The organism is Cryobacterium breve (assembly GCF_027594785.1).
GTDB classification, from domain to species: Bacteria; Actinomycetota; Actinomycetes; order Actinomycetales; family Microbacteriaceae; genus Cryobacterium; species Cryobacterium breve_A.
Window position 1 is genome coordinate 307,708 of sequence record NZ_CP075584.1, and the last position, 21,869, is coordinate 329,576.

Below are 21,869 nucleotides of genomic sequence, written 5' to 3' on the forward strand. Positions count from 1 at the left end.
TGGCGAACGCGCGCGGCGCGCTCAATCGGCTTCCGCCTCCGCCTTCTCGCCGTGCGAGACGATATCGCCGTCCGTGAAGAGGATGCCCTGAGCGATTTCCCGCCATTTCGGCTTCGCGCGAAGCAGAAACTCCAGTTCCATACTGAAATGTTTGTACTCTTCGCCGAGCGAATCTTCCATGATGGCGCGGGCGGCGGAATCCTGCTCAACGGCTATGCGTTGTTCATACCAGCCGATTGCTTCGGCTTCTTCTGAGAGGCTTGCGCACATCCTGGCGAACGTGCGGACCTCCGCAGACAACTCCTGAGGCGGCTCGTGATACTGGTCTGTCGGCATGTTCTCTTCCTTTCTTTGTCGGAAACGGCCCGACTAATCGCAGCGTAGGCCCTGATCCGTTTGTGCAGGCGTCACAACGTGAGACTTCCGCATCCACGCTATTTTTTCTTCGTAGGCCCCTTCGGTGTGAACTGGATGGGCGTTGGTCTGTCAGGTCCGCCGTCTTCCGACATGCTGATGCCAGGCGGCGGGGCCTCCCGAGCCGGCTCGGTAGCTGGCGATCGGCGCCGCGCCCTTCCGCCAGGCGGAAAGGATCGGCGCGACGATTCGCCAGCACTCTTCTACCGCGTCTGCCCGCACCGACAGGGTGGGGTCGTCGGAGAGGATGCCGTGGAGTACTTCGCCATAGGGTCCGAGTTCTCCCTTCGCGAGTTGCACATTCAGGCTGACCCGGTCGAGGGTGAAGGGATCGACTTCGCCGTTGATGTTCAGTTCGAGTTCGATGCTGTCCGGGGTCAGCGAGATGGTGAGTCGCGCGGGCCCGGGGTTGCCGGTGAAGCCGTATGGTCGGTGCGGTACGTCCTTGAAAGTCACGACGATCTTTTGACACTTGTCGGCGATAGCCTTTCCTGAGCGCAATCGGAACGGAACACCTGCCCAGCGCCAATTCTCTATTCCGACGGTCACCTCCGCGAGCGTCTCGGTATCGAGTTCCGGATTCACGCCGGCCTCTTTCACGTAGGCCGGGAGCTTCCGCCCCTCGATCGTGCCTCCGGTGTAGCGAGCGCGACGGCCAGCGGCAACGGGGTCGCCTTTCCAGGCGTGGGTGGCGCGCAGTACCTGGGCCATCGATCCGCGCAGGTCGTCGGCGTCGAGACTCGACGGGGGCTCCATGGCCGTGAGCGCCATCACGAGAAGCAGGTGGCTCTGGATCATATCGACAAGTGCTCCTGCCTTGTCGTAATATCCGGCGCGACCTTCGAGGCCGAGGGCCTCGTCGAAGACGATATCCACTCGCTCAATGTGTTCGGCGCTCCAGACCTGCTCGAACATGCGGTTGGTGAAACGGAGACCGAGCAGGTTGAGCACGGTCGACTTGCCGAGAAAGTGGTCGACTCGATGGATGTGCTTCTCCGGCAGAAGCTTGGCGAGTTGCCGGTTGAGCGCCTGGGCACTTCGCAGGTCGGTCCCGAATGGCTTCTCCATTCCGAGGACGGCGCCCTTCGGCAATCCGACCTTTTCCAGCGCGGCTATCGAGAGAATCGTCACGTGTGGAGGCAACGCGAAATAGAGCGCAGGTGTGCCTGTCGTGGCAGCGAGGATGCGGGTGAGGTCATCTGGTTTCGTCACGTCTGCCTGGAGGTAGACCGAATTGTGTGCCACCTTCGTCGACCGGGGGCTCTCGGGTCCTCCCTGGGCGAATGACTCGACAATGCGGGCGCGCCACTCGGCATCGGTCATCGGGTCGAACCCGACACCGATCAGTCGAAGGTCATAGCCTCGGGAGCTACTGAGCAGCTGGCCCAGGCCCGGGAGCAGCAACCTTTTTGTGAGATCCCCACCCGCTCCGAGTATGACGAGAGTCCCGATGTGGTCAACCATGGGCACAGACTATCTCTGCAAGACGGCAGAATTGGCTCTGCACATCGAGGACTACGCTCTGATCGGCCACTGCCACACGGCCGGACTGGTTGGACGGGATGGCAGCATTGACTGGCTTTGCTTCCCTCGGTTCGACCCTCCGTCCATCTTCGGCGCGCTCCTGGGCACCGTGGATCATGGGCGATGGCTGCTTGCACCGGCGGGCGAGGTTCTGTCGACATCCCGGCGGGAGCATGCCGCAATGGACATGTCGGTGCAGAGCGACAGGGGATTCCTGCAGCGCCTATTTTCTTCGGCCGGGATGACGAGTGTTTCGCGGTACTTCGTGATGGAATGGGCCGCGGTGCTCCGAGACATCGTCATCGGGTTGCTGATCGCGGGTGCGTTCGCGGCCTGGGTGCCCAAGGAATGGCTGCACGCGATCTTCTTCCAAAACGACCCAACGCTGTCGTTCCTTCTCGGCCCGCTGATCGGCCCCCTGCTGGCCATGATCAGCTTCGTCTGTTCCGTCGGGAACGTTCCGCTCGCGGCGGTGCTGTGGAACGGCGGCATCAGCTTCGGCGGCGTCGTGAGCTTCATCTTCGCCGACCTGATCATCATTCCGATCATCCTGATCTACAAGAAGTACTACGGATGGAAGCCGGCAGCACGGATCACCGCCATTTTTTACGGTGCCATGGTGCTGGCTGGTTACGCGGTCGAGCTGCTCTTCACTCCGCTCTCACTTGTGCCGGCCGATCGGAACCTGACCATCGTCGAAGCCGGGATCAGCTGGAACTACACGACGTGGCTGGACATTGCCGCCATCGTTCTCGCCGGCGCCCTGCTGATCGTGTTCTTCCGCTCCGGGAGCCGGTCGATGCTGGCGATGATGGGCGGATCACCCGAGGTCCAGGACGGGACGCCCGCCACGGATGAGGCCGCATCGGCTTAGGGGGAGAGGCCGGATGAGCGGCCTCCTGGTACGCACTCTGTATTCGGTCTAGGACCAGACGTCCTTCGTCGAGCCGAACTCCCGGCGCACCAGGCCGATCAGCGCGAGGCAGACCCCGGTCCTAGGTTCCCTGACCGGCAACGCTGATACGGCGCATAACGGACTCGGCCACCCGCCGCTCCGTCGTCATCTGCACCGTCGACCTTGGTCTGTCCCAGAAAAGAACCCTTATCGAGCAGTCGACAGTTCCCAGTTCTCGGCCTTCTGGTCGTAGATCCATGCTTTATGGGTTGAAGCGCGTCGGATGACGTCTCTGAACCAGTAGGTCTGGTCGGGGTTCCAGCCTGCGAGCACGGTCGCCAGATCGTCTTGGACCGCAATGGCCCGCCCAGACGTCGTCAGGTAGCCGCCGGCCGAGAGGTGGACCGCGTCAATGTCGTGCTGCACCTGCGTCCAGTCCGGAATAGCCCAACGGCCGATGCGGCCCGTGGCGCGGTACCAGTCGTGACGACGGGACGCCGTGACTTCCAACGGGTAGCGTCGACACAAATTCGCCCATGCTGTGGGGCCATCAATCTCGTAGACCTGCGCGTCACGGGGAACGACGATTTGTTCGGCTGTCGCCGACTCCCAACCAAAGCCATCTTCGATGAGCCGGAGGCCCACAGGGCCCCAGCCGTCCAACGACCGAGTTGTCCGTGTCAGAGCGGCAGGAGGTGTTGACCACCAGGTTCCACTCCACGGGGCGCGGGGGTCGGTTGGTCGCTCGCGCTTAGCGGTGGTCTCCTCCTCGAGTTGTGCTGCCCTCCACTGCTCAAGAGTGTGACGGACGCCATTCTTGGCCGCTGGGTGTGGGGCGTCCGCTTCGACGAAGGTGATGGCCCACTGCTCGGAGTCCAATGGAGTTGCCCACCACCTCGCGTGTGGAGAGGCCAAAATGCTTGTCGCGATGCGGGCGAGCGCGGCGTGGAGCGCGGGTGCGACGGCGAGTAAGTCTTCGCCGTCGGGCTCCTGCCAGTAGCGAGCCCCGTCCACGGCGGCGGTCAGCGAGAGCAGCATGGCGCCTTCGCTCGGCTCCGCGAGCGGCACCGTGTCGAGGAGGCGCGCTACGTCTTCCGGTGAAGGAGTGGGTTGTGGAAGCTGTTCGGGACCTGGGCCGAACAGCACACGCGAAGTTCCTCGGCCAGGGTCGAGATCATAGGCGGCGAAGAAAATGGCTTGACGAAGCTCATGAGCGTCCGAGGATTCACTGTCCCAGGTTCTCTTTAGAACGAACTCGAGGCACAGGCGTCGACCGTGAGGGCCGGCGAGCAGGGCAACGGGCTCCAAAGTCATATGGTCACCCTAATTGGATCCAGTGCAGACCGGGGTGCGGCTCTACCGCTGTAGTGGAACCCCGAACGGAAGCCGGTACCGCAATCGGACGCCCGCCGCACGAGCCGAACCCTGACTGAGCGCCCGACGTGAGTTGGGGATCCCTCAACGGGCATCGCGGCGTCGGGCGACGATAGCTGACCATGCGATCGAGTCCAGGCAGGGTGGACCCATGTGCCCGTGAGACGAATGACCCACGCGAAAGATTCGCGGCAAGTACGCCCGTTAGCCAAGCGCGCCTCGAAAGTGTCTGAAGGGAACCGTGAGTGACGTGCACGGAGCGTGAATTGCGTTGGCAGAAGGTTGCCCACCGGGGGTGTCACGGATGGATACCTGTCGGGACTGGCGAGCGGCTAGAGTCCGATCACGGAGTAGCGGCGTTCGATTCCCGCGGTGGCGTGACCCCACTCACTGCCGGTGACACGTTCCTGATGGGCTTCCCAGGCGGATGCGTGCTCGAAGCGCTCCTCGACCTGCCACACCAGGGGATTGCTCGTCCGGGTGACGTTGAACGAAAGGCATCCCGGTTCGGCGCGGGTGAGGTCAAGGTGGAGTTGTAGATGGTCCCGGACAGTTCCCGCTTGGTCCTGGGTGAGACAAACCAGCTGCCCGCTGAGGGACACCTCGCCGCTGACGAGCCTCTTCTTCATCTTGTAATTGGTCAGCTGCACGCCAGCCGTCACTCGATTTTGTTCTGCCTCGACGGTGAATCCGGAGCGCTCAAAGAAGGGGCGGGCTGTAATGCTGACATCGGCAGTCAGGCTCCGTCAGCTGCTGTTGGCGCGCGCGGGCCTCCACATGGGCGATCAGTTGCCATGCCACCCCGCGTCCTAGGTAGCGAGGGGCAACGAACATCATGTCGATATATCCCTCAGTGTCCACGTCGGAGAAACCCGCCGGCACACCATCCACGGTTGCCACGTAACTGTTCCGTACCTGCCTCGCCGTATGCCACGTGGATAGCTCACGTGCTTCTGGCCGAGCCCACGCTCGAATCTGCTCCGGCGAGTAGTGTGCGGCAGCGGTTTCGGTCACTGCGGCAAGAAAGATGGCCAACGTGTCTGCGGCATCTCCGTGACCATATGGTCGAATGACAACGACCGGTCCATCGGCACTTGTGTTCAACTCCACAGAATCAGCATCCCACTGCGACTGCACGGCGTGCCCGATGTCGCCAGGCGGCGACACGCCGCATATGCGTTGCCCGGATCATCGTTCTGCGGGCCCCTAGGATCAGCACAATGACGACACGCACCGGTCCACTGCGGCCCGCACTTGTGGCACGACGAGCAGTCTTCGGCGGAATCATCGGTGTGCTCGCCGTTGTGGCCCTTTCGGGATGCTCATCGTCATCGTCATCGTCATTGTCATCGTCATCGGCAGTGACGAGCGGGGCGCCCAGTGCGCCCGATCTGAATGGTTCTCTGTTCGTTCAGGCTGAACCGTTTATACAGCTCACGCCAGGACAATGCACGGACGTCTCCTCGACGACAATCGTTTACGACACCGTCGACATCCTGGACTGCGATAACCCGCACGGCAGCGAGGTCTACAACACATTCACCTTCCCTGCCGGCGATTACCCGTCGACATCTCAGCTCAATTCGGTCGGCGACGCGCGTTGCGGTGGTGCATTTGATTCCGGCGTCCCCAGTTCGCTGACGTACGTCTGGTTCAGTCCGACCGAAGAGGAGTGGGCCGCCGGGAATCGGTTTGTCGCCTGTTTCGCGATCGACGCGAACAATCGCGCGCTCTCGGCTCCACTCGCCACACTCGCAAATGAGGGGCCTCTCAGTGCCTTCGATCGGGGCACCCTTGCGCCGGCACTCGGTCTGATCCTCGCGGCGACCGCGGGAATCGTTTTCGTGTCGTTCCTCGTGAGCTACCTCCTCTTTGCGGCGTCGCTTGCGAGTCTTTTCCGCAAAACGGGGATACCCGCCTGGAAGGCTTGGGTTCCCTTCGTGCAGACGTGGACGCTGCTGCGGCTCGGTGGTCAGAGCGGCAATTGGATGTGGCTGGGCTTTGTCCCTGGCGGCAGTGTCGTCTCCTCTGTGTTCATCTACATCGGCATGTACCGCATCGGGATCGCGTTCAGAAAAGACTCCGGGATGCTGGTGCTCGGCATATTCCTCCCGTTCGTTTGGGCGTTCATCCTTGGTGGCCGTGACGAGCAGTATGCGCCGGAGTTGCTCGCGTTACACGGGTACCAGCCTCCCCTCGAAGGCTATGGCTCGACTCCTTCACGTGCCTCTGGTTTCGGAGACGATTGACCCCGAGACACCCCTCGCCTACGCTGGCACCGTGTCCAGGATCTTCGGAACCAAGTTCTCAGCGGTGTATCCGCTCTACGTAGCGAAGGTGGAGCGCAAAGGCAGGACGCAGACCGAACTCGATCAGGTGATCATGTGGCTGACCGGATTCGACGACACGACGCTACGCCGTCACTCCGAGGGGGAAACCACCTTCGAGCAGTTCTTCGCCGAGGCGCCGATGAATCCCAGCGCCTCGCTGATCACCGGTGTCGTCTGCGGCATCCGCGTGGAGACCATCGAGGACCCGCTCATGCAGAAGATTCGCTACCTCGACAAGCTCGTCGACGAGCTGGCGAAGGGACGGCCCATGGGCAAGGTGCTTCGTGCACCTGCCGTGACCAGCGCGGCCTGAGCTTCCGATCAGTTCGCGCTGCGCTGGCTGAAGGTCACAAGGCGAGCCTGCACGTCCCAGTAGGACGTCGCGTTCGGTGTCTGACGGTTGTCACGCAGGGCCGTGACAGACTCGACGGCCTTGTCGATGGCTGCTCGGTACGGCAGTGATCCCGAGCTCACACGCCTCACGCCCAGTTCGCCGCCGAGCTCGGCCGCAGTGAGGGATGGATGCGCGAGCACGTTGACCGGAAGCGCGACATCCGTGGTGATCCTCCGGATGTCCTCAGGGTTCACGAGGCCGGGCACGAAGATTCCGTCGGCCCCGGCGTCGGCGTATGCGCGCGCACGAAGCAGGACGGCCTCGACCGTTGCATCCTCGGCGAACCACAGGTTGTCCACCCGCGCATTGACGAAGATGTCGGGGCTGAGCCGTTTGACGGCGCTGATTTTGGCGGCAGCCGTCGATGCATCCACGAGATGTCCGTCCCGGCTGTCTTCAAGATTTACGCCGGCCACACCCAAGGCACCCAGTTCGGCGACAGACTCCGCTACCTCGGCCGGGTCGTCGGAGTAGCCGTCTTCGACGTCCGCTGTGATGTGGACGGACATGCGAACCAGCCGCGCCGCGAGGGCGATAGTTGCCGCTTTGCTCGACCGGACGCCATCCGGATACCCGGCGCTGGCCGCGATGCCGAAGCTCGTCGTGCCGATGGCCGGAAATCCGGCGTCCACGAATGCCAGAGCCGAGCCGACGTCCCAGGCATTCGGCAGCACGAGTGGTGAGTCAAGGTAGTGGAGTTGCCGAAAAGTCGACATCGTTGTTCCTGTCCCGTGCCAGCTGAATCGATGAACTCTCGTCAGCGTACTAGCGGCTGTCGAGCGCGCAAGCCGGTCCGAACGCTAACGCGTCTCGTCGAGTTTGTTCGCGGGCCAATGCTCCTGCATCGTCACCCACCAGCTGGCCAGTGCTTCACGTTCGGGCTGCGTGCCGACGGCCCCGGCCGCAACCAGATCCCGTCCGATCGGGAGGTCGATGCACGCTCCATCGAGTACCTCGGCGTCGACATAGCCCAGTACCGATCTCAGTGTGGCGAGCGCCCCGTGGCCGCGGCCCGGGGAGGCCACGTTGATCCACGCGACCGGCTTCCTGGCCAAAACGCTGCTACCGACAGTCCAGTCCAGAAGGTTCTTGAGGCTGCCCGGGAGTGTCCCGGCATATTCCGGCGTGCTGAACACCACCACGTCGGCGTCGCTGATCTGTTGTCTCAACTCCGCGACCGCTCCTGGAACGGGGTCGTGGTCATCGTCCGGATTGAAGGCGGGCAAGGCAGACAAGCCTTCGTATACCAGTGCGACCGAGCCGGTCGGCGCCAGGTCGCGCACCGTGGTCAGCGCCGCGTTGTTGGTTGAAGACTGCCGGGTGCTGCCCGAAACAAGGGGAGGAGTCTCATCTTCATATTTCCCATTCAGGCCACGGGCGGAGGAAAGAAGTCGGAAGCACCGTCTCGTCGAATCACCGTCTTCGGCCCACGCACATCAGCGGGCCGTGAGTTCGTGTGCCGCACGTGCGGAGCGTACGGTCTGGTAGTGCCGCGCAGCGCGAGCACGGTTGCCGCAGGCGACCGAGCACCATTCCCGCCTGGGGTGTGTCTTCACGAAATAGAGCACGCATCCGGGCGCATGGCACGCGCGCAGCGCTGCACCGTTTTCGCCCAGCAGGTGCTGGGCTTCGTAGGCGACGTCGGCCAGTCCGGCAATCCTCGGAGACACCGCGGATTCGGGGGAGAGCTCGAGAGCCGCTCCGCTCAGTCGCAGGTGAAGGATCGGCCGCTGGCTGGCGGCGGCATTGACGGTGAGCACCGCGTCCGCCACGCTCGCCACGCTCGACGCGGGCGATTCGGCAGCGCGGCGATCGTCGCCCGTAACGTGGGCTGCCAGTCTGCGCACCGCGTCCCGTAGATTCCGTGCCGTCAGGAACTCGCCCCGAGTCGTTGCCGCGTCTGCCCGATCGATGCCGACGGCATCCAGCCAGGCATTTACGCCTGTGGGTGTCGCGAAGTCGTCGTGCAGGCCTTCTGAGTCGGCCCAGATGGTCGCCATCAGGCGGATCGGCATCGGCTCGTCGGCGAGCGCCCAGCTGCGGTCCGAGTTTCTGTTTCCCATTTGCACAAACTATCACGGAAGAATCGACTTGCATACGTTAGAAGAATCGTGATAGATATTGTCACGGATGAACGTAAGTTAATGCATTAGAACCCGAGGAGATGATGACGATGATCGGAACACTCCGGCTCGCTGACGTGGGCTTCCACCCCGGCGAGCTGGCCGTGCAGCGCAGGGCCGGGGTCACGCGGGATGCGGCCCGCCTGTCGGGGATGCTCGGGCCTGTCGCGCTGACTGCCGGGATGGCCGGGTTTCTCAGCGATCGAACGTTCCTCGTCATCTCCGGGAGGGATCGTTCCGGGCGCCTCTGGACGTCTCCGTTGACCGGCCGTCCCGGTTTTTTGGAGGTGCTGTCCGACACCTCCGTGGCGGTTCATGCAGAGATCCCCGCGGGCGACCCACTCCGCGGGCTGCGGACCGGTCAGAAGATCGGGATGGTCACGGTTGAATTCGCCACCCGGCGCCGGGTGCGTATCAACGGCACCCTCACCGTGAGCGGCGGCGATCTCCTTGTCGTAGAGGTCGAACAGGCCTACGGCAATTGCCCGCAATACATCCAGCAACGTGTTCTCGTGCCGAATGAAATCGAGGGGGCGGGTGGCGATCACGTCAGACACGGCAGCACCCTCTCGACGGACGACCGTGAGCTGATCCGTGCCGCCGACACGTTCTTCCTCGGCACACTGAACCCCGAGAGGGGTTCCGATGCTTCCCATCGCGGCGGTCCGGCCGGATTCGTCCGCTCAGCCGAGCACGGGTTGTGGTGGCCCGACTATCAGGGCAACAACCTCTTCAATAGTTTCGGCAACATCGCCGTCAACCCCGAAGCTGCCCTGTTGTTCATTGATTTCACAACCGGCCAGTCGCTGCAGCTATCCGGCACGACCCGGATCGAGTGGGGCGAACCCGGCCGCCCCGGAGATGACGGACACACGGGCCGCATTGCTCGCTTCACCCTGCAACGCCTTGTGGCCGGCCAGGTTCTTCCGGCCCGGGAAATCACTCACAACCCGTATCCGCGCAACCTCGCGCTGACCGATTGACAGGGACAGTTCCGATGACCGAATCCCAGCGGCAGGCCTACGCCACCCTTGCGCAGATGGACCCTGACCTCGGTCGCCTCATCGACCAGTGCGGCACACCGGACCCGTTCGAGTTCCACGACGGCGGGCGCACGTCCGGCAGCAACTTCGCCGGCATGAGCCTGCACATCCTCGGACAGCAGATCTCCACCACGGTGGCCTTCCTTCTCTATGACCGCCTGACGGATGCGACCGGCGATACCCCGACGGCGAAAAGTGTGCTCGCCCTCGGCCAGGACTCGATCAAGGCGCTCGGCACCTCTCGCTCGAAGGCGGCCTATCTGATCAATCTCGCCGAGCATGTCGATTCGGGTGTCCTGGACATCGAGAACATGGGTGGACTTTCGGACGACGACGCGATTCAGGCGCTGGTCGCGGTCACAGGCATTGGAGTCTGGTCGGCAGAAATGTTCCTGATCCACCAACTGCATCGCGCGGACATCTTCCCTGCCGGGGACGTGGGACTGCGAAAAGCCCTGAAGCGTCTCAACGGGAGCGCAGAGATCCCAAGTGTGGCGGCGGCACACGAGACGGGCCGCCACTGGCGGCCGCTCCGCACCTACGCGGCAGCGATGCTCTGGCGTTCCCTCACCGCCCCGGACGAGGTTTAATCGCACAACCGGAATGTGGCGCGGTGAAAGGCGCCGACTGAACTGAACCGCGGAAGGAATGTGAACTGAATGAATGCGAATCTGGAGTCCAATGGCGAGACCCGCCTGGCCTACATTCTCGGCGTACCCCTGGCCGAGAATGTCGTGCGGCAATGGCCGCAAATGGGCGAAATCGTGCGCACCAGCACACTCATCGGCAGCGTCGAAGGCAACTTCGCGGAACTGACACTGGAAGTCGGCAGACGCCTTCGTCTCGGGGACGTCCTGGTGATCGAGTGGACCTGCAACTACGGCGACGGACGCCTCTACCGCAACGTGACCATCGGAGAACTCGAGAACGGGGAAGCTGTGCGCGTCACGGACTACTGGGGCGAACCCACCGAAACGCCTCTCTGGCGAGTGCCGCTGACCGACCGCCTCGAGATGCCTGGCGACGGCATCTGGAAGGACAACGACCACCTGAGCCACCATTGAAGCGAGAGGGCGCTGACAACCGATCCGCGGATTCCGATCACTGGACGGCCGGGGTGCCACCATACGTGCGGCGCCGCTCTCCACATCGAGGGAGGCACTGCCTCAGCGGCGGCCCAGCCGACCGATGGCGAACCCGACGACGCCGAGGAGTCCGCCGAGGGCGAGCCAGCCTGCGGCGCGGCCCCCTCTTCCCTCGTCCGGCAGCGGATGCTGTGACGCAGCCTCCGACGCCCCCGCCCCCACAGCGGTCACGGAAGTCGCCTGCGCCAGCGGAACCGCGGCATCCGCTGCCGGCTCGACGACCGACGCGTTGCGCACGAACAGCACGAACCACGCGAAGACGATCAGCACCGCGACGAGTTCGAGGGCGGTGAGGTTGTAATACCCGATCGGGTACCAGAGCAGCACCGCTCCGCCGATCGCGAGCACGAACACCGTCGTCGTGACGACGAAGCTCCGGGGAAGGTCCTTCAGGACGAGCGGGACCAGCACGATGAGCGCCACGAAACCGACGACGGCAGAGGTCGCGAACGTGTTGTGCACGGGAAAGCTGACGTCGACGGGCACGAGGCCGACACCGATGAGCGCAACGCCGACGACGATGATGATGATCCGCACGAGCGGGACGCCGCGAAGATCGCTGCCGGCGGCGCTGCGCCGTGAGCGCAGGTCGAGGGTCAGGTAGTCCGCGAGCGTCGTCATCACGAGTCCCGCGAGGAGGATCGTCAGGTTGAACGCATAGGCGGAGGTTGCGCTGCCCATCCCGAGCGCGCTGAAGTTCGCCTGCCACCAGCGCGGGTCGGCCGCCGTGAGCATGCTCGAGAACACCCCGGCGGCGAGGAACAGGCCGAGCAAGGAGGCGAGGCGGGTTGTCGTGATCTCCGCGGCGAGGAGGAACAACGCAAAGGCGCTCGCACCGACCGTCAGCGTGACGAACAGGGCTGCAGCGAACGGGTCGAGCAGCAGCTCGCGGAAGGCGAGCTGGAACACCGCGTATACCGAGCTGATCAGGAGGCCGGCCATGGCCGCACCGGTCAGTGACAGCCCGATGGTGTCGAAGATGCGCCGGATACGGGCACGACGTCGCCACCGTGCCGAGTGGCGGGTGAAACGGACATACGACCAAGCGAAGATCGGCAGTCCGATCAGACCGGCAATCTGGGCCGACACTCCGCCGACGGAATTTCCACCGGCCAGGCCGACGGCACGGCCACCGAACACGATCACCGCACCAAGGAGACCCGCCAGTGCGCCCACCGCGGCCGCGATCAGCGCCCCGGATTCCACGTCGGACCGGCCATCGCCTGTGCGTTCGTCCTCCACCAGCGGTACCGTGTCCGCGCGCGAAGGAGTCATCTCCCTATCCTGTCGCGCTTTCGGGGATGCTGTGGCCGAGTCGCCGACCGCGGAGTGCCTTCCTACGCCGGCGGCGCCTCGCTCACGAAGCAGGAGATCGCACTCGCGAGATCCGGCCGGACCGTCCGGGCGACCGGGGTGCCGAATTCGATCACCTCGTAGCCGTCGCGGTTCCTGGCGATGAAGCCGATCACGCTCAGTGCGTTGTCCTTGGCGATCCGGGAGTCGCTGACCCGCCACTCCCGTCTCGAGAGGGCGCGCACCTGCACGTCGCTGGGCGAACGGGACTGAAGTGCGGCGGCGATCATGGTGGGTCCTTTCCTCGACATGAACCGAACGTAGGTTCGGTTCCTATCGGTTGCCTTGGGGTCCGATGTGAACCCGGTGCAGGCACGGACACTCCGATCGCGGACTCAGGTTCCGATCCCGAGCAGCAGGCTCACGGCGATCACGGTCATGATCCCAGCGATCCCGATGTCGAGAATCCGCCAGGAGACCGGCCGGCTGAAGACCGGGCGCAGCAGCCGGGCGCCGAAACCGAGCGCTGTGAACCAGACGACACTGCCGAGTGCCGCCCCGAGGCCGAAGTACCAGCGTTCGTCGCCGTGGGCTGCGGCGACGGAGCCAAGGAAGACCACGGTGTCGAGGTAGACGTGCGGGTTGAGCCAGGTGAGCGCCGCGGTCGTCGCGAGGACCTGGGTGAGGCTCGCGGCAGTGCCGACGACCGAGGTGTCGAGCGGTCGAGGGAGGACGGCCCGACGCGCCGCGAGGACCGCATAGCCGAGCAGGAATGCAGCGCCGACGACCCTCACCACGACGAGCAGCCACGGCACCGTTCGGATCAACGCCCCGAACCCGGCGACACCGACCAGGATCAGGATCGCGTCGGAGGCCGCGCAGACGATGACCACGGCGAGCACGTGTTCCCGGCGCAGTCCCTGCCGCAGCACGTACGCGTTTTGGGCGCCGATCGCAACGATGAGGGACAGGCCGAAGCCGAGACCGGCGAGGGTGGTGAGGATCATCCTCCGACCGTACAGCGACGTTCGCAGGTGAGTACAACGAAACTTTCTTAGCTGGCATTAGTCTGGCTAATCATGACGATTGACAACGCGCAGCTCAGGGCCCTCGCGGCGACGATGGATCGTGGCTCCTTCGACCTTGCCGCAGCGGCCTTGCACATCACGCCGTCCGCGGTAAGCCAGCGCATCAAGGCCCTCGAGACGTCGGCGGGCCGGGTGCTCGTGCGGCGAACGAAACCCACAGAGATCACGGATGCCGGACTGCCCTACCTGCGGCTCGCCCGGCAGATTGAGGCGCTCGTCCAGGACGTTATCTCCGGGTCCGAGTCTGAGGCGCGGGCGGGCGTGCCGCTCGCCGTCAACAGCGACTCGCTTGCGACCTGGGTGCTTCCGGCCCTCGCCGGCCTCCCAGACTCGATCACCTTCGACGTGCGCCGTGAGGACGAGGATCACTCGGCCGAGCTACTGCGCGCGGGGACGGTGATGGCCGCGATCACGACCGATGCGCGTCCGGTGCACGGATGCTCCGTCACCCGGCTCGGCAGCATGCGGTACCGGCCGATGGCGAACCCGGGCTTCGCCGCCCGGTGGTTCGCCGCCGGCCCCACGGCGGATGCGCTCGCCCGAGCACCGATGGTCGTCTTCGACGCGAAAGACGACCTGCAGGATCGGTTCCTCCGGAGGCGGAGTCGTCGACCGCTCTCACCGCCCCGGCATTCGATCCCGGGCTCTGCGGACTTCGCCGAGGCAGTCCGCCTCGGGCTGGGCTGGGGGATGATGCCGAACCAGCAGATCCTCACCGGCGAGGCCGACGGGGTGCTCGTCGATCTCGCGCCGGGCTCGCACATCGACGTGGTGCTCTACTGGCAACAGTGGACGCTGCACACGCCCGTTCTCGCGGCGATTTATGAGGCAATCCGCGGCGCGGCGGCCGAGCGCCTCGATTGAACGCTGTCGTCCGGGGATTTCGTCGTCAGTGAACCTGTCTTCAGTCGGCGAGGATCCCGTAGAGGGAGCGTCGGAGCTCGTCGATCTGGGTGACGGCCTTGGCCCGCTGCTCGGGAGTCGCGGCGAAGCGGAGCCTGATGAATGACGCCCATGAGTTTTGCGACGCTCTCGTGCAGGCTGGCTTCGGCCTCGACGCGTGCGGTCGAGCTGTCCCAGACGTGGGCGAGTGCGTCCGCGTTGTCGGCGACGTAGGCGCGGCCAGACTCACTGAGCTGGAATTCCGTGCCGGTGCCGTCACCGGTCGGGGCGATCAGTCCCTCGTCGACGAGCTGCTGCAGTGTCGGATATACCGAACCGGGACTTGGGCGCCAGGTGCCGCCCGACCGTTCGGTGATCTCCTTGATCAGGCCGTAGCCGTTGAAGGCGGCCTCTGAGAGCAGCGAGAGGATGGCGAGGCGGACGTCACCCTTGAGCTTGCGCTGGGCTCCCGGCGGCATGAAGCCGCGCGGTCCGAAACCGCCGAAGCCGGGGCCGAAACCGGGGCCGAAACCGGGGCCGAAGCCCGGCCCGGTGCCCCGGCCAAAGCCGCGGCGCTCGTGCCGGTCGCCGGAGTCGTGGGCATGGGGTTCGCGAAAATCGTTGTGCATGGTGGTGTCCAATCGTGAAGTGGGTGGTCTCCGAGGACTTGGCTCGGCGATGGATTAAAGATATATCGGTGAATAATCGTGAGCACTGATTCTCAGTGAATACGCAGCAGTGAATACGCAGCTGGAGAACTCAGCCCGGAGTACCCGGCCGGGAGTACTCAAACGGGCGTGACGGTGCCGCCGCCCCTTGCCGGTTCGGGCGGCTCTTCCTATGCTCACGACGGGGCCGCCGTCCGGCGACCCGAAGTGTAGAGGAGGATGCGATGACGCTCAAATACGGTGTGCTGGCTCTCGTGGAAGCCCAGGCCGGGCAGGAACAGGCCGTCGCGGATTTCCTCGCCGGTGCACAGGCACTGGCCGCCGCCGAGCCGGGCACCCGTACCTGGTACGCCTTCCGGGTCAATGACGACACGTTTGGCATCTTCGATACCTTCGACACCGAGGCGGATCGCCAGACACACCTCACCGGGGCCATCCCCGCAGCACTCGCCGAACATGGGCCGACCCTGCTCGTGGGGGACCCCGACATCCGCCTGATCGACATCATCGCCGCTACCTGATCGGCTTCGAAGCCCTCGGCTGCCGCCGATATGGGTGCCCGGGCGGCGCACCGGGTCGGGTTCGACCTCCCGCATGATCTCCCGGACGACCGGGGCGGTGTCGCCCTGGCCGAACAGGAGGTGGCGCATCAAGTGGAAGAGCGGTTGGTTGGTTGGTGGGGTTGCAGTCGAATGCCGGGTTGATGCGGCAGCATGGACCCCATGCAGGCCAACCCAGAGTTCAATCCGGAGTTCTTCGAGATCAACCCGCTCTTCGCCCGCCCGGGCGAGGACACTGTTGCGCCACGCTACGTCCTCGGCGCGGACCCGATGGAGCCGGAAACGGCGTACCAGATCATCCACGACGAGATCATGCTCGATGGGAACGCCCGGCTCAACCTCGCAACCTTCGTCGGAACCTGGATGGACGATCACGCCGGTCGGCTCTACGCAGAGGCCTTCGACAAGAACATCGTCGACAAGGACGAATATCCACAGACCGCGGCGATCGAGGAGTATTGCTGGCGGATGATCGCCGACCTCTGGCACGCGCCCGAACCGATGAAGACCGTCGGCACCTCGACGATCGGCTCGTCAGAGGCATGCATGCTCGGGGGCTCGCCCTGAAACGTCGCTGGCAGCAGGCACGGCGCGCTGCCGGACTGACGACCGCGCAGCCCAACCTCGTGATGAGTTCGGCTGTACAGGTGTGCTGGGAGAAATTCTGCAACTACTGGGACGTCGAGCCCCGATTCGTACCCATCAGTGAGGAGCATCCCAGCCTGGACGGGCACGACCTCGCGAGCTATGTCGACGAGAACACCATCGGAGTCGTCGCGATCATGGGCGTGACGTACACCGGGGTCTACGAGCCGGTCGCGGCGATCAGCGCCGCCCTCGACGAGATCCAGGAGCGAACCGGAGTGTCCGTACCCATCCACGTGGACGCGGCCTCCGGGGGATGATCGCACCCTTCCTGCAGCCGGAACTGGAGTGGGACTTCCGCTTGGAACGAGTTCACTCGATCAATACCTCGGCGCACAAGTACGGCCTGGTCTACCCCGGCCTCGGCTGGATCGTCTGGCGTGCGAAGGAGTTGCTGCCGGAGGACCTGGTCTTCCACGTCAGCTACCTCGGAGGGAGCATGCCCTCGTTCGCGCTCAATTTCTCCCGTCCCGGCGCGCAGGTGCTCTTGCAGTACTATCTCTTCCTCCGGCTCGGCTTCGAGGGCTACCGTGCCGTGCAACAGTCTTCCCAGGACGTGGCGCGGTACCTTGCGCGCGGTATCGAGAAGATCGGGGCCTTCACCCTGTGGAATGACGGATCGGATATCCCGGTCTTCGCCTGGCGCCTCACCCCCGGCCACACCCGGCACTGGAACCTCTTCCACCTGTCGGACCGGCTGCGCTCCCACGGCTGGCTCGTCCCCGCCTACCGGATGCCCGACAACCTGTCCGAGATGACGGTCCAGCGGATCGTTGTCCGCAATGGGCTCAGCATGGACCTCGCCGCGCGCCTGCTCACGGTGATCGAGGAGGAGACGGCGTATCTCGACAGGCTCGAGGGTCCGATGCCCGTCGAGGGGCAGCATCCCGGCTTCACGCACTGATTCCTGCGAGATTGTTACAAACCCGAATGGAATTGCTGTCCGCAGGTGACCGCGCGGCTGTAGATTCCAATCAGGGCAGGACTTCCTGTCCAGTGGGGGCGGCCGTCGGGCCGAATATGTGGGGGTTTCAACTCGTGATCAAGCATTTCTCCGAGTCGTCTTGTCTTGTGGCCGGTGTTGTCCTGGTACTGGCGCTCACCGGGTGCGCTCCCTCCGCCGCGAGCGGTACCGGGGCGGCCATTCAGTCGCCCACACCAGACGAAACAGTCGCATCGTCGGCCAGTTCACCCGCCACGCCCACGTTCACACTGTCGTGCGGTGCGGCCGTGACGCCGGCCGCGCTTGCCGGCCTGGCGGCGGGGCTCGTACCCGAGACCGATCCGGCGTTGCTGGGTCCCTCCGTCGCCCCGCCGGTGACGCCCGGCATCACGACGAACGTCCTGTCACTTCGCGGCATGGGGCCCGGTCAGGACGGACCCGCGACGATCGCGGCGGCTCAGACCGGCTACTTCGACTGCCAGTGGGCCAACGCCGACCGGTCCACGACCGTGGTCCTCGAGGTCCTTCCGCAGGCCGCCGCGGCGTTCACGGCCGAGAAGGCCGCGCCGCCCGCTTCGCAGCCGACGGTGCCGTTCTCGGATCTCGATCTTGGAGACGAGACATTCGGCTACTGCTATCCCGCTGACGTGATGGCCGTCTGGGGAGTGTGCCGACTCAATCTGCTCGAGGGTTCGACGTGGTACCGCGTCACGATCACCGGCCAGTCCTCGGACCAGTCCGCAACTGCTTCGTCGCTCGGCGCCGTTGCCCAATCCGCGAGTGACGCCATCGCGGCCACCGGCACAGAGCCCGCGCCGCTCGTGCAGCCGGCTTCGCACTGGAGCACGACCGCGGGCTGCGTCGCCGACACCCGGCGATCGCGGAGCGATTCGGAGGCCACCCCGCCGGGGTTCGACCTCGAGCAGGGCACCGCAGACCGACTGCTGCACGAAGCCGTGGCCATCGCCGCGGGCTTCGAATGCACCGTCGGGACAGCCTCAACCCGAACGGCGACGGTGATTCCCGGTGCGGCATGGGTCTGGCCGACCACCTACACCTCGCCGATCACCACCGATGTGGAGCTCACCGTCACGGGGGTCCCTGAGGCGCGGTTCCGCTGCGGCCCGACCGGTGGAGCGGAGTCCTCCTGCTGGGCGGAGGGCGTGATCGACGGGGCATTCGTGGTCGTCGTCGACGGTTCCAGAGCGACCGACAGCGGCACCCAGGCCCGCGATGCCGAGGGCCTTGCCGAACTTGCCGTCGCGAACAGCGCGGGTTAGTGACGCGACCGGGAGAGTTCGCGCGGGAACTCGACCATCGATCGTGTCGCCGGCTGTTCCCGATCCGGGACAGTGGGGTGAGGGCGGTCTCCACGAAGCCGTTGGAGAAAAAGCAGGCACTCATACGGGCGTCGTAGTGGGCGTAGGGTGTGCGCGTGGACAATCGTCGTGCATCATTCAACGCCTTTCGGACGTGGATGCTGAAGGGTCTGGTCGATCCGCGGGCCGGTCACGTGGGCCCCCTCGCCGTCGATGTCGAACGGACCCATCCCTGGTGGCGAGTCATGTGTCTGACCGGTGTCGACTACTTCTCGACACTCGGCTACCAGCCCGCGATCGCTGCACTGGCCGCCGGACTCCTCTCGCCCATCGCTACGATCGTGCTCGTCGTCCTGACTCTTGCGGGAGCGCTGCCGGTCTATCGCAGGGTGGCCCGGGAGAGTTTCGCCGGCTCAGGGTCAATTCACATGCTCGAAAAGCTCCTGCCGTGGTGGGCGGGCAAGATCTTCGTCCTGGTTCTGCTGGGCTTCGCGGCGACGGACTTCATGATCACCATTACCCTCTCTGCTGCGGACGCATCGGCACACGCGTTGGAAAACCCATTCGCACCGGACTGGGTGCATGGCCAAGAAGTCCCCGTGACCCTCTTCCTGGTGGCGCTCCTCGGTGCTGTCTTCCTTCGCGGATTCAAGGAGGCGATCGGGATCGCGGTCGGTCTGGTGGCGGTGTACCTGTCGTTGAATCTGGTCGTGGTCATTGTCGCCATCGGCCACGTCGCGGGCAACGCGGTTGTCATCCCCGATTGGTGGGCCGCCCTGTCCGCCCAACACGGCAGTCCTTTTGTCATGGTCGGGATCGCGTTGCTCGTCTTCCCCAAGCTGGCACTCGGGATGTCCGGATTCGAGACCGGTGTGGCGGTGATGCCTCAGATTACCGGTGATCGCAATGACACGCCGGACAACCCGGACGGACGGATTCGCGGCACCAAACGACTCCTGACCACGGCTGCGGTCATCATGAGTGGCTTCCTGATCGCGTCGAGTCTGGTGACGACGCTGTTGATCCCGCAGCAGGCCTTCCAGCCCGGTGGCGGAGCGAACGGGCGTGCGCTCGCCTACCTGGCCCACGAATACCTGGGTCCGGTTTTCGGGTCCGTGTACGATGTCAGCACGATCTGTATCCTGTGGTTCGCCGGGGCGTCGGCGATGGCTGGCCTGCTGAACCTGGTCCCTCGGTATCTTCCGCGTTATGGAATGGCGCCGCAGTGGGCGGCTGCAGTCAGGCCCCTTGTGCTGGTCTTCACCGGGATTGCTTTCTTGATCACCTGGATCTTCCAGGCCAGTGTTGATGCGCAGGGTGGCGCCTATGCGACCGGGGTGCTGGTCTTGATGACGTCCGCGTCGGTGGCAGTGACCCTCTCGGCTCGGCGTAGGAGGCAGAGGTGGGCCGCGATCGGATTCGGTGCAATCTCGGCGGTCCTCGTCTACACCACCGTCGTGAACGTGATCGAGCGGCCAGACGGTGTCCGGATCGCGGGGCTCTTCATTCTGGGCATCATGACAACCTCGTTGCTTTCGCGCTTGCGGCGTTCCTTCGAAGTTCGGGCCACGTCCGTCGTCCTGGACTCGCAGGCCACGGACTTCGTCATGACCGACGCCGACGAGTACGACGTCATCCGGATCATCTCCCACGAGCCCGATGAGGACACCGAGGCGGAGTACCGGAACAAGAGCCGTGACGAGCGCCGCTACGGGCATATCCCATCCGGGTCGCCGATCATCTTCCTCGAGGTGTATCCCTCAGACTCCTCAGACTTCGAGGAGGACCTCCAAGTCAGGGGGATAGCCAAACACGGCTACCGGATACTGCAGGTGACCAGCGGCAACGTGCCCAACACCATCGCAGCCGTGCTGCTGGAGATCCGAGACCAGACCGGGCTGATCCCCGAGATCTACTTCGAATGGACCCAGGGCAACCCCATCTCGAACATGTTCAAGTTCCTCTTCACGGGACTGGGCGAGATCGCCCCGGTCACCCGGGAAGTGCTCCGTGAGGCCGAACCGAATGCCAAACGACGTCCGTACGTGCATGTCAGCTAGGCCGGCGCGCTGTCGTGTTCGGCGAGGCTGTCGTGTTGGGCCAGGTCCTGGTGGATCGGCGCCCTGCGGCTGCCGAGCGATTCACCGGTGCCGCCCCACGTCCCGGCGATGACCTCGGCCATGATCGACACCGCGGTCTCCTCCGGGGTGCGCGCGCCGAGATCGAGCCCGATCGGGCTGTGCAGCCGTGACAGGGCAACCTCGGGCACGGATGCCGCGCGCAGCCGGTCCAGGCGGTCGTCGTGGGTGCGCAGCGAACCCATGGCGCCGACGTAGGCGAGAGTCCCGTCGTCGAGTGCCAGCTCGAGGAGGGGGACGTCGAATTTCGGGTCGTGGGTGAGCACGCAGACGACGGTGCGCGCGTCGAGGAGGCCGGCGGCCCTCTGCTCGGCGAAGTACCGGTGTGGCCACGCCACGACGACCTCGTCGGCGCCGGGGAACCGCGCGGGGGTCGCGAACACGGCGCGCGCGTCGCACACGGTGACCCGGTACCCGAGGAAGTCGGCCAGCCGGGTCAGGGCCGCGGCGAAGTCGACCGCGCCGAAGACGAGCATCCGTGGCCGCGGGGCGAAGCTCGCCACGAAGACGCGCAGTCCCTCCCCGTCGCGCTCTCCCTCCGGCCCGTATCCGATCGTCGTGGTGCGTCCCGCGGCGAGGAGGCCGCGGGCGTCGTCGCCCACGACGTGGGTGAGCCGTTCGGAACCGAGGTCTCCGGTCACCCCGTCGCCGCGGACGATGAGGTGCCGGCCGAGCATGCGGGGTTCGGGATGCTCGATGACGGTCACGACGCCGATCGGAACGGACGCTGCGAGGTCCCGCTGGATCGTGTCGAGTTCGGGGAAGGTCTCGCGGGACACCGGTTCGACGAAGACGTCGAGGATGCCGCCGCAGGTCAGGCCGACCGCGAAGGCGTCGTCGTCGCTGATGCCGTAGCGCACGAGGGCGGGCCGTCCGGTGCGGATCACCTCCTGCGCGAGTTCGTAGACGGCGCCCTCGACGCAGCCGCCGGACACGGAGCCGACGACGGCACCCTCGCTCGTGACGAGCATCGATGCCCCTGCGGGCCGGGGTGCGGAGTGGAACGTGCGCACGACCGTGGCGAGCGCAGCCGTTTGCCCGTGTTCCCAGTCGGGAAGCAGGTCTCCGATGACGTCACGCACGGCTGTCGC

Annotated in this window: 23 protein-coding genes and 1 pseudogene; 11 read left to right on the forward strand and 13 right to left on the reverse strand. The window is 65.1% G+C overall.

What is annotated here, in order from left to right:
* Positions 1 to 21 precede the first annotated feature (21 nt).
* Positions 22 to 336 carry a hypothetical protein gene (locus tag KIV56_RS01455; protein ID WP_134447109.1) on the reverse strand — a complete coding sequence of 105 codons (315 nt, stop codon included), beginning with the start codon at positions 334 to 336 and terminating at the stop codon, positions 22 to 24.
* Positions 337 to 486: 150 nt separating this feature from the next.
* Positions 487 to 1,878: a glucose-6-phosphate dehydrogenase gene (locus KIV56_RS01460; RefSeq protein ID WP_281534889.1), complete on the reverse strand. Its 1,392-nt coding sequence runs from the start codon at positions 1,876 to 1,878 to the stop codon at positions 487 to 489.
* A 31-nt stretch (positions 1,879 to 1,909) separates the two neighbouring features.
* On the opposite strand from KIV56_RS01460, the gene KIV56_RS01465 reads away from it, so the two are divergent.
* On the forward strand, positions 1,910 to 2,812 hold the full coding sequence (locus tag KIV56_RS01465) for a permease (protein WP_281534890.1): 903 nt from the start codon (positions 1,910 to 1,912) through the stop codon (positions 2,810 to 2,812).
* Between the two features lie 228 nt (positions 2,813 to 3,040).
* On the opposite strand, the gene KIV56_RS01470 is transcribed toward KIV56_RS01465, so the two are convergent.
* The 3 genes from KIV56_RS01470 to KIV56_RS01480 all read right to left on the reverse strand — a co-directional run bounded on the left by KIV56_RS01470 (position 3,041) and on the right by KIV56_RS01480 (position 5,374).
* A complete protein-coding gene (locus KIV56_RS01470) occupies positions 3,041 to 3,979 on the reverse strand; it encodes a hypothetical protein (RefSeq protein WP_281534891.1) in 939 nt (312 codons plus the stop codon).
* 560 nt (positions 3,980 to 4,539) lie between these two features.
* Positions 4,540 to 4,836, reverse strand: coding sequence for a putative quinol monooxygenase (locus tag KIV56_RS01475; RefSeq protein WP_281534892.1), 297 nt, complete (start codon positions 4,834 to 4,836; stop codon positions 4,540 to 4,542).
* A gap of 70 nt (positions 4,837 to 4,906) precedes the next feature.
* Positions 4,907 to 5,374, reverse strand: a complete 468-nt coding sequence (locus tag KIV56_RS01480; protein WP_348648449.1) for a GNAT family N-acetyltransferase — start codon at positions 5,372 to 5,374, stop codon at positions 4,907 to 4,909.
* 53 nt (positions 5,375 to 5,427) lie between these two features.
* Here KIV56_RS01480 and KIV56_RS01485 point away from each other — a divergent pair, with 53 nt between their 5' ends.
* Both KIV56_RS01485 and KIV56_RS01490 read left to right on the forward strand, forming a co-directional pair.
* Positions 5,428 to 6,456 carry a DUF5684 domain-containing protein gene (locus KIV56_RS01485; protein ID WP_281534893.1) on the forward strand — a complete coding sequence of 343 codons (1,029 nt, stop codon included), beginning with the start codon at positions 5,428 to 5,430 and terminating at the stop codon, positions 6,454 to 6,456.
* Between the two features lie 31 nt (positions 6,457 to 6,487).
* The gene (locus tag KIV56_RS01490) at positions 6,488 to 6,850 is read left to right on the forward strand and encodes a DUF2200 domain-containing protein (RefSeq protein ID WP_281534894.1); all 363 of its coding nucleotides are present in this window, start codon (positions 6,488 to 6,490) and stop codon (positions 6,848 to 6,850) included.
* A gap of 8 nt (positions 6,851 to 6,858) precedes the next feature.
* On the opposite strand, the gene KIV56_RS01495 is transcribed toward KIV56_RS01490, so the two are convergent.
* From KIV56_RS01495 to KIV56_RS01505, 3 genes are all read right to left on the reverse strand, one after another.
* The gene (locus tag KIV56_RS01495; RefSeq protein ID WP_281534895.1) at positions 6,859 to 7,647 is read right to left on the reverse strand and encodes an isocitrate lyase/PEP mutase family protein; all 789 of its coding nucleotides are present in this window, start codon (positions 7,645 to 7,647) and stop codon (positions 6,859 to 6,861) included.
* Positions 7,648 to 7,731: 84 nt separating this feature from the next.
* Positions 7,732 to 8,301 (reverse strand): NADPH-dependent FMN reductase, encoded by a 570-nt coding sequence (locus tag KIV56_RS01500; protein WP_281536249.1) that lies wholly within the window; start codon positions 8,299 to 8,301, stop codon positions 7,732 to 7,734.
* A gap of 66 nt (positions 8,302 to 8,367) precedes the next feature.
* Positions 8,368 to 8,994 (reverse strand): CGNR zinc finger domain-containing protein, encoded by a 627-nt coding sequence (locus KIV56_RS01505; protein ID WP_281534896.1) that lies wholly within the window; start codon positions 8,992 to 8,994, stop codon positions 8,368 to 8,370.
* Positions 8,995 to 9,131: 137 nt separating this feature from the next.
* Between KIV56_RS01505 and KIV56_RS01510 the strand changes: the two genes are divergently transcribed.
* The 3 genes from KIV56_RS01510 (at position 9,132) to KIV56_RS01520 (ending at position 11,161) form a co-directional block, all read left to right on the forward strand.
* On the forward strand, positions 9,132 to 10,037 hold the full coding sequence (locus KIV56_RS01510) for a pyridoxamine 5'-phosphate oxidase family protein (protein ID WP_281534897.1): 906 nt from the start codon (positions 9,132 to 9,134) through the stop codon (positions 10,035 to 10,037).
* A 14-nt stretch (positions 10,038 to 10,051) separates the two neighbouring features.
* The gene (locus tag KIV56_RS01515; protein WP_281534898.1) at positions 10,052 to 10,687 is read left to right on the forward strand and encodes a DNA-3-methyladenine glycosylase family protein; all 636 of its coding nucleotides are present in this window, start codon (positions 10,052 to 10,054) and stop codon (positions 10,685 to 10,687) included.
* 69 nt (positions 10,688 to 10,756) lie between these two features.
* On the forward strand, positions 10,757 to 11,161 hold the full coding sequence (locus tag KIV56_RS01520) for a hypothetical protein (RefSeq protein ID WP_281534899.1): 405 nt from the start codon (positions 10,757 to 10,759) through the stop codon (positions 11,159 to 11,161).
* A gap of 102 nt (positions 11,162 to 11,263) precedes the next feature.
* Here KIV56_RS01520 and KIV56_RS01525 read toward each other — a convergent pair whose 3' ends face one another.
* The 3 genes from KIV56_RS01525 to KIV56_RS01535 form a co-directional block, all read right to left on the reverse strand.
* Positions 11,264 to 12,517: a hypothetical protein gene (locus KIV56_RS01525; protein ID WP_281534900.1), complete on the reverse strand. Its 1,254-nt coding sequence runs from the start codon at positions 12,515 to 12,517 to the stop codon at positions 11,264 to 11,266.
* A 62-nt stretch (positions 12,518 to 12,579) separates the two neighbouring features.
* The gene (locus KIV56_RS01530) at positions 12,580 to 12,825 is read right to left on the reverse strand and encodes a hypothetical protein (RefSeq protein ID WP_281534901.1); all 246 of its coding nucleotides are present in this window, start codon (positions 12,823 to 12,825) and stop codon (positions 12,580 to 12,582) included.
* Between the two features lie 105 nt (positions 12,826 to 12,930).
* Complete coding sequence (locus KIV56_RS01535) at positions 12,931 to 13,542, reverse strand: LysE/ArgO family amino acid transporter (protein ID WP_281534902.1); 612 nt, start codon at positions 13,540 to 13,542, stop codon at positions 12,931 to 12,933.
* Between the two features lie 72 nt (positions 13,543 to 13,614).
* Between KIV56_RS01535 and KIV56_RS01540 the strand changes: the two genes are divergently transcribed.
* Positions 13,615 to 14,487, forward strand: coding sequence for a LysR family transcriptional regulator ArgP (locus KIV56_RS01540; RefSeq protein ID WP_281534903.1), 873 nt, complete (start codon positions 13,615 to 13,617; stop codon positions 14,485 to 14,487).
* Here KIV56_RS01540 and KIV56_RS01545 read toward each other — a convergent pair.
* On the reverse strand, positions 14,445 to 15,134 hold the full coding sequence (locus tag KIV56_RS01545; protein ID WP_281534904.1) for a PadR family transcriptional regulator: 690 nt from the start codon (positions 15,132 to 15,134) through the stop codon (positions 14,445 to 14,447). The two genes, KIV56_RS01540 and KIV56_RS01545, sit on opposite strands and share 43 nt — an antisense overlap.
* 263 nt (positions 15,135 to 15,397) lie before the next feature.
* On the opposite strand from KIV56_RS01545, the gene KIV56_RS01550 reads away from it, so the two are divergent.
* The 4 genes and pseudogenes from KIV56_RS01550 to KIV56_RS01565 all read left to right on the forward strand — a co-directional run bounded on the left by KIV56_RS01550 (position 15,398) and on the right by KIV56_RS01565 (position 20,700).
* Positions 15,398 to 15,694: a putative quinol monooxygenase gene (locus tag KIV56_RS01550; RefSeq protein ID WP_281534905.1), complete on the forward strand. Its 297-nt coding sequence runs from the start codon at positions 15,398 to 15,400 to the stop codon at positions 15,692 to 15,694.
* Between the two features lie 192 nt (positions 15,695 to 15,886).
* Positions 15,887 to 17,282, forward strand: a pseudogene (locus KIV56_RS01555) (glutamate decarboxylase).
* 326 nt (positions 17,283 to 17,608) lie between these two features.
* Positions 17,609 to 18,601 (forward strand): hypothetical protein, encoded by a 993-nt coding sequence (locus KIV56_RS01560; RefSeq protein ID WP_281534906.1) that lies wholly within the window; start codon positions 17,609 to 17,611, stop codon positions 18,599 to 18,601.
* 197 nt (positions 18,602 to 18,798) lie between these two features.
* Positions 18,799 to 20,700 carry an amino acid transporter gene (locus KIV56_RS01565; protein WP_281534907.1) on the forward strand — a complete coding sequence of 634 codons (1,902 nt, stop codon included), beginning with the start codon at positions 18,799 to 18,801 and terminating at the stop codon, positions 20,698 to 20,700.
* On the opposite strand, the gene KIV56_RS01570 is transcribed toward KIV56_RS01565, so the two are convergent.
* The gene (locus KIV56_RS01570) at positions 20,697 to 21,860 is read right to left on the reverse strand and encodes an XdhC family protein (protein WP_281534908.1); all 1,164 of its coding nucleotides are present in this window, start codon (positions 21,858 to 21,860) and stop codon (positions 20,697 to 20,699) included. The genes KIV56_RS01565 and KIV56_RS01570 overlap by 4 nt on opposite strands.
* Positions 21,861 to 21,869 lie beyond the last annotated feature (9 nt).

Bases quoted from the DNA above. Each gene is read 5' to 3' on its own strand.
- KIV56_RS01565 (WP_281534907.1), top strand. From the start codon at position 18,799: ATGCTGAAGGGTCTGGTCGATCCGCGGGCCGGTCACGTGGGCCCCCTC.
- KIV56_RS01520 (WP_281534899.1), top strand. From the start codon at position 10,757: ATGAATGCGAATCTGGAGTCCAATGGCGAGACCCGCCTGGCCTACATT.
- KIV56_RS01535 (WP_281534902.1), bottom strand. From the start codon at position 13,542: ATGATCCTCACCACCCTCGCCGGTCTCGGCTTCGGCCTGTCCCTCATC.
- KIV56_RS01505 (WP_281534896.1), bottom strand. From the start codon at position 8,994: ATGGGAAACAGAAACTCGGACCGCAGCTGGGCGCTCGCCGACGAGCCG.
- KIV56_RS01455 (WP_134447109.1), bottom strand. From the start codon at position 336: ATGCCGACAGACCAGTATCACGAGCCGCCTCAGGAGTTGTCTGCGGAG.
- KIV56_RS01550 (WP_281534905.1), top strand. From the start codon at position 15,398: ATGACGCTCAAATACGGTGTGCTGGCTCTCGTGGAAGCCCAGGCCGGG.
- KIV56_RS01460 (WP_281534889.1), bottom strand. From the start codon at position 1,878: ATGGTTGACCACATCGGGACTCTCGTCATACTCGGAGCGGGTGGGGAT.
- KIV56_RS01545 (WP_281534904.1), bottom strand. From the start codon at position 15,134: ATGCACAACGATTTTCGCGAACCCCATGCCCACGACTCCGGCGACCGG.
- KIV56_RS01515 (WP_281534898.1), top strand. From the start codon at position 10,052: ATGACCGAATCCCAGCGGCAGGCCTACGCCACCCTTGCGCAGATGGAC.
- KIV56_RS01525 (WP_281534900.1), bottom strand. From the start codon at position 12,517: ATGACTCCTTCGCGCGCGGACACGGTACCGCTGGTGGAGGACGAACGC.
- KIV56_RS01495 (WP_281534895.1), bottom strand. From the start codon at position 7,647: ATGTCGACTTTTCGGCAACTCCACTACCTTGACTCACCACTCGTGCTG.
- KIV56_RS01540 (WP_281534903.1), top strand. From the start codon at position 13,615: ATGACGATTGACAACGCGCAGCTCAGGGCCCTCGCGGCGACGATGGAT.
- KIV56_RS01475 (WP_281534892.1), bottom strand. From the start codon at position 4,836: ATGAAGAAGAGGCTCGTCAGCGGCGAGGTGTCCCTCAGCGGGCAGCTG.
- KIV56_RS01485 (WP_281534893.1), top strand. From the start codon at position 5,428: ATGACGACACGCACCGGTCCACTGCGGCCCGCACTTGTGGCACGACGA.
- KIV56_RS01530 (WP_281534901.1), bottom strand. From the start codon at position 12,825: ATGATCGCCGCCGCACTTCAGTCCCGTTCGCCCAGCGACGTGCAGGTG.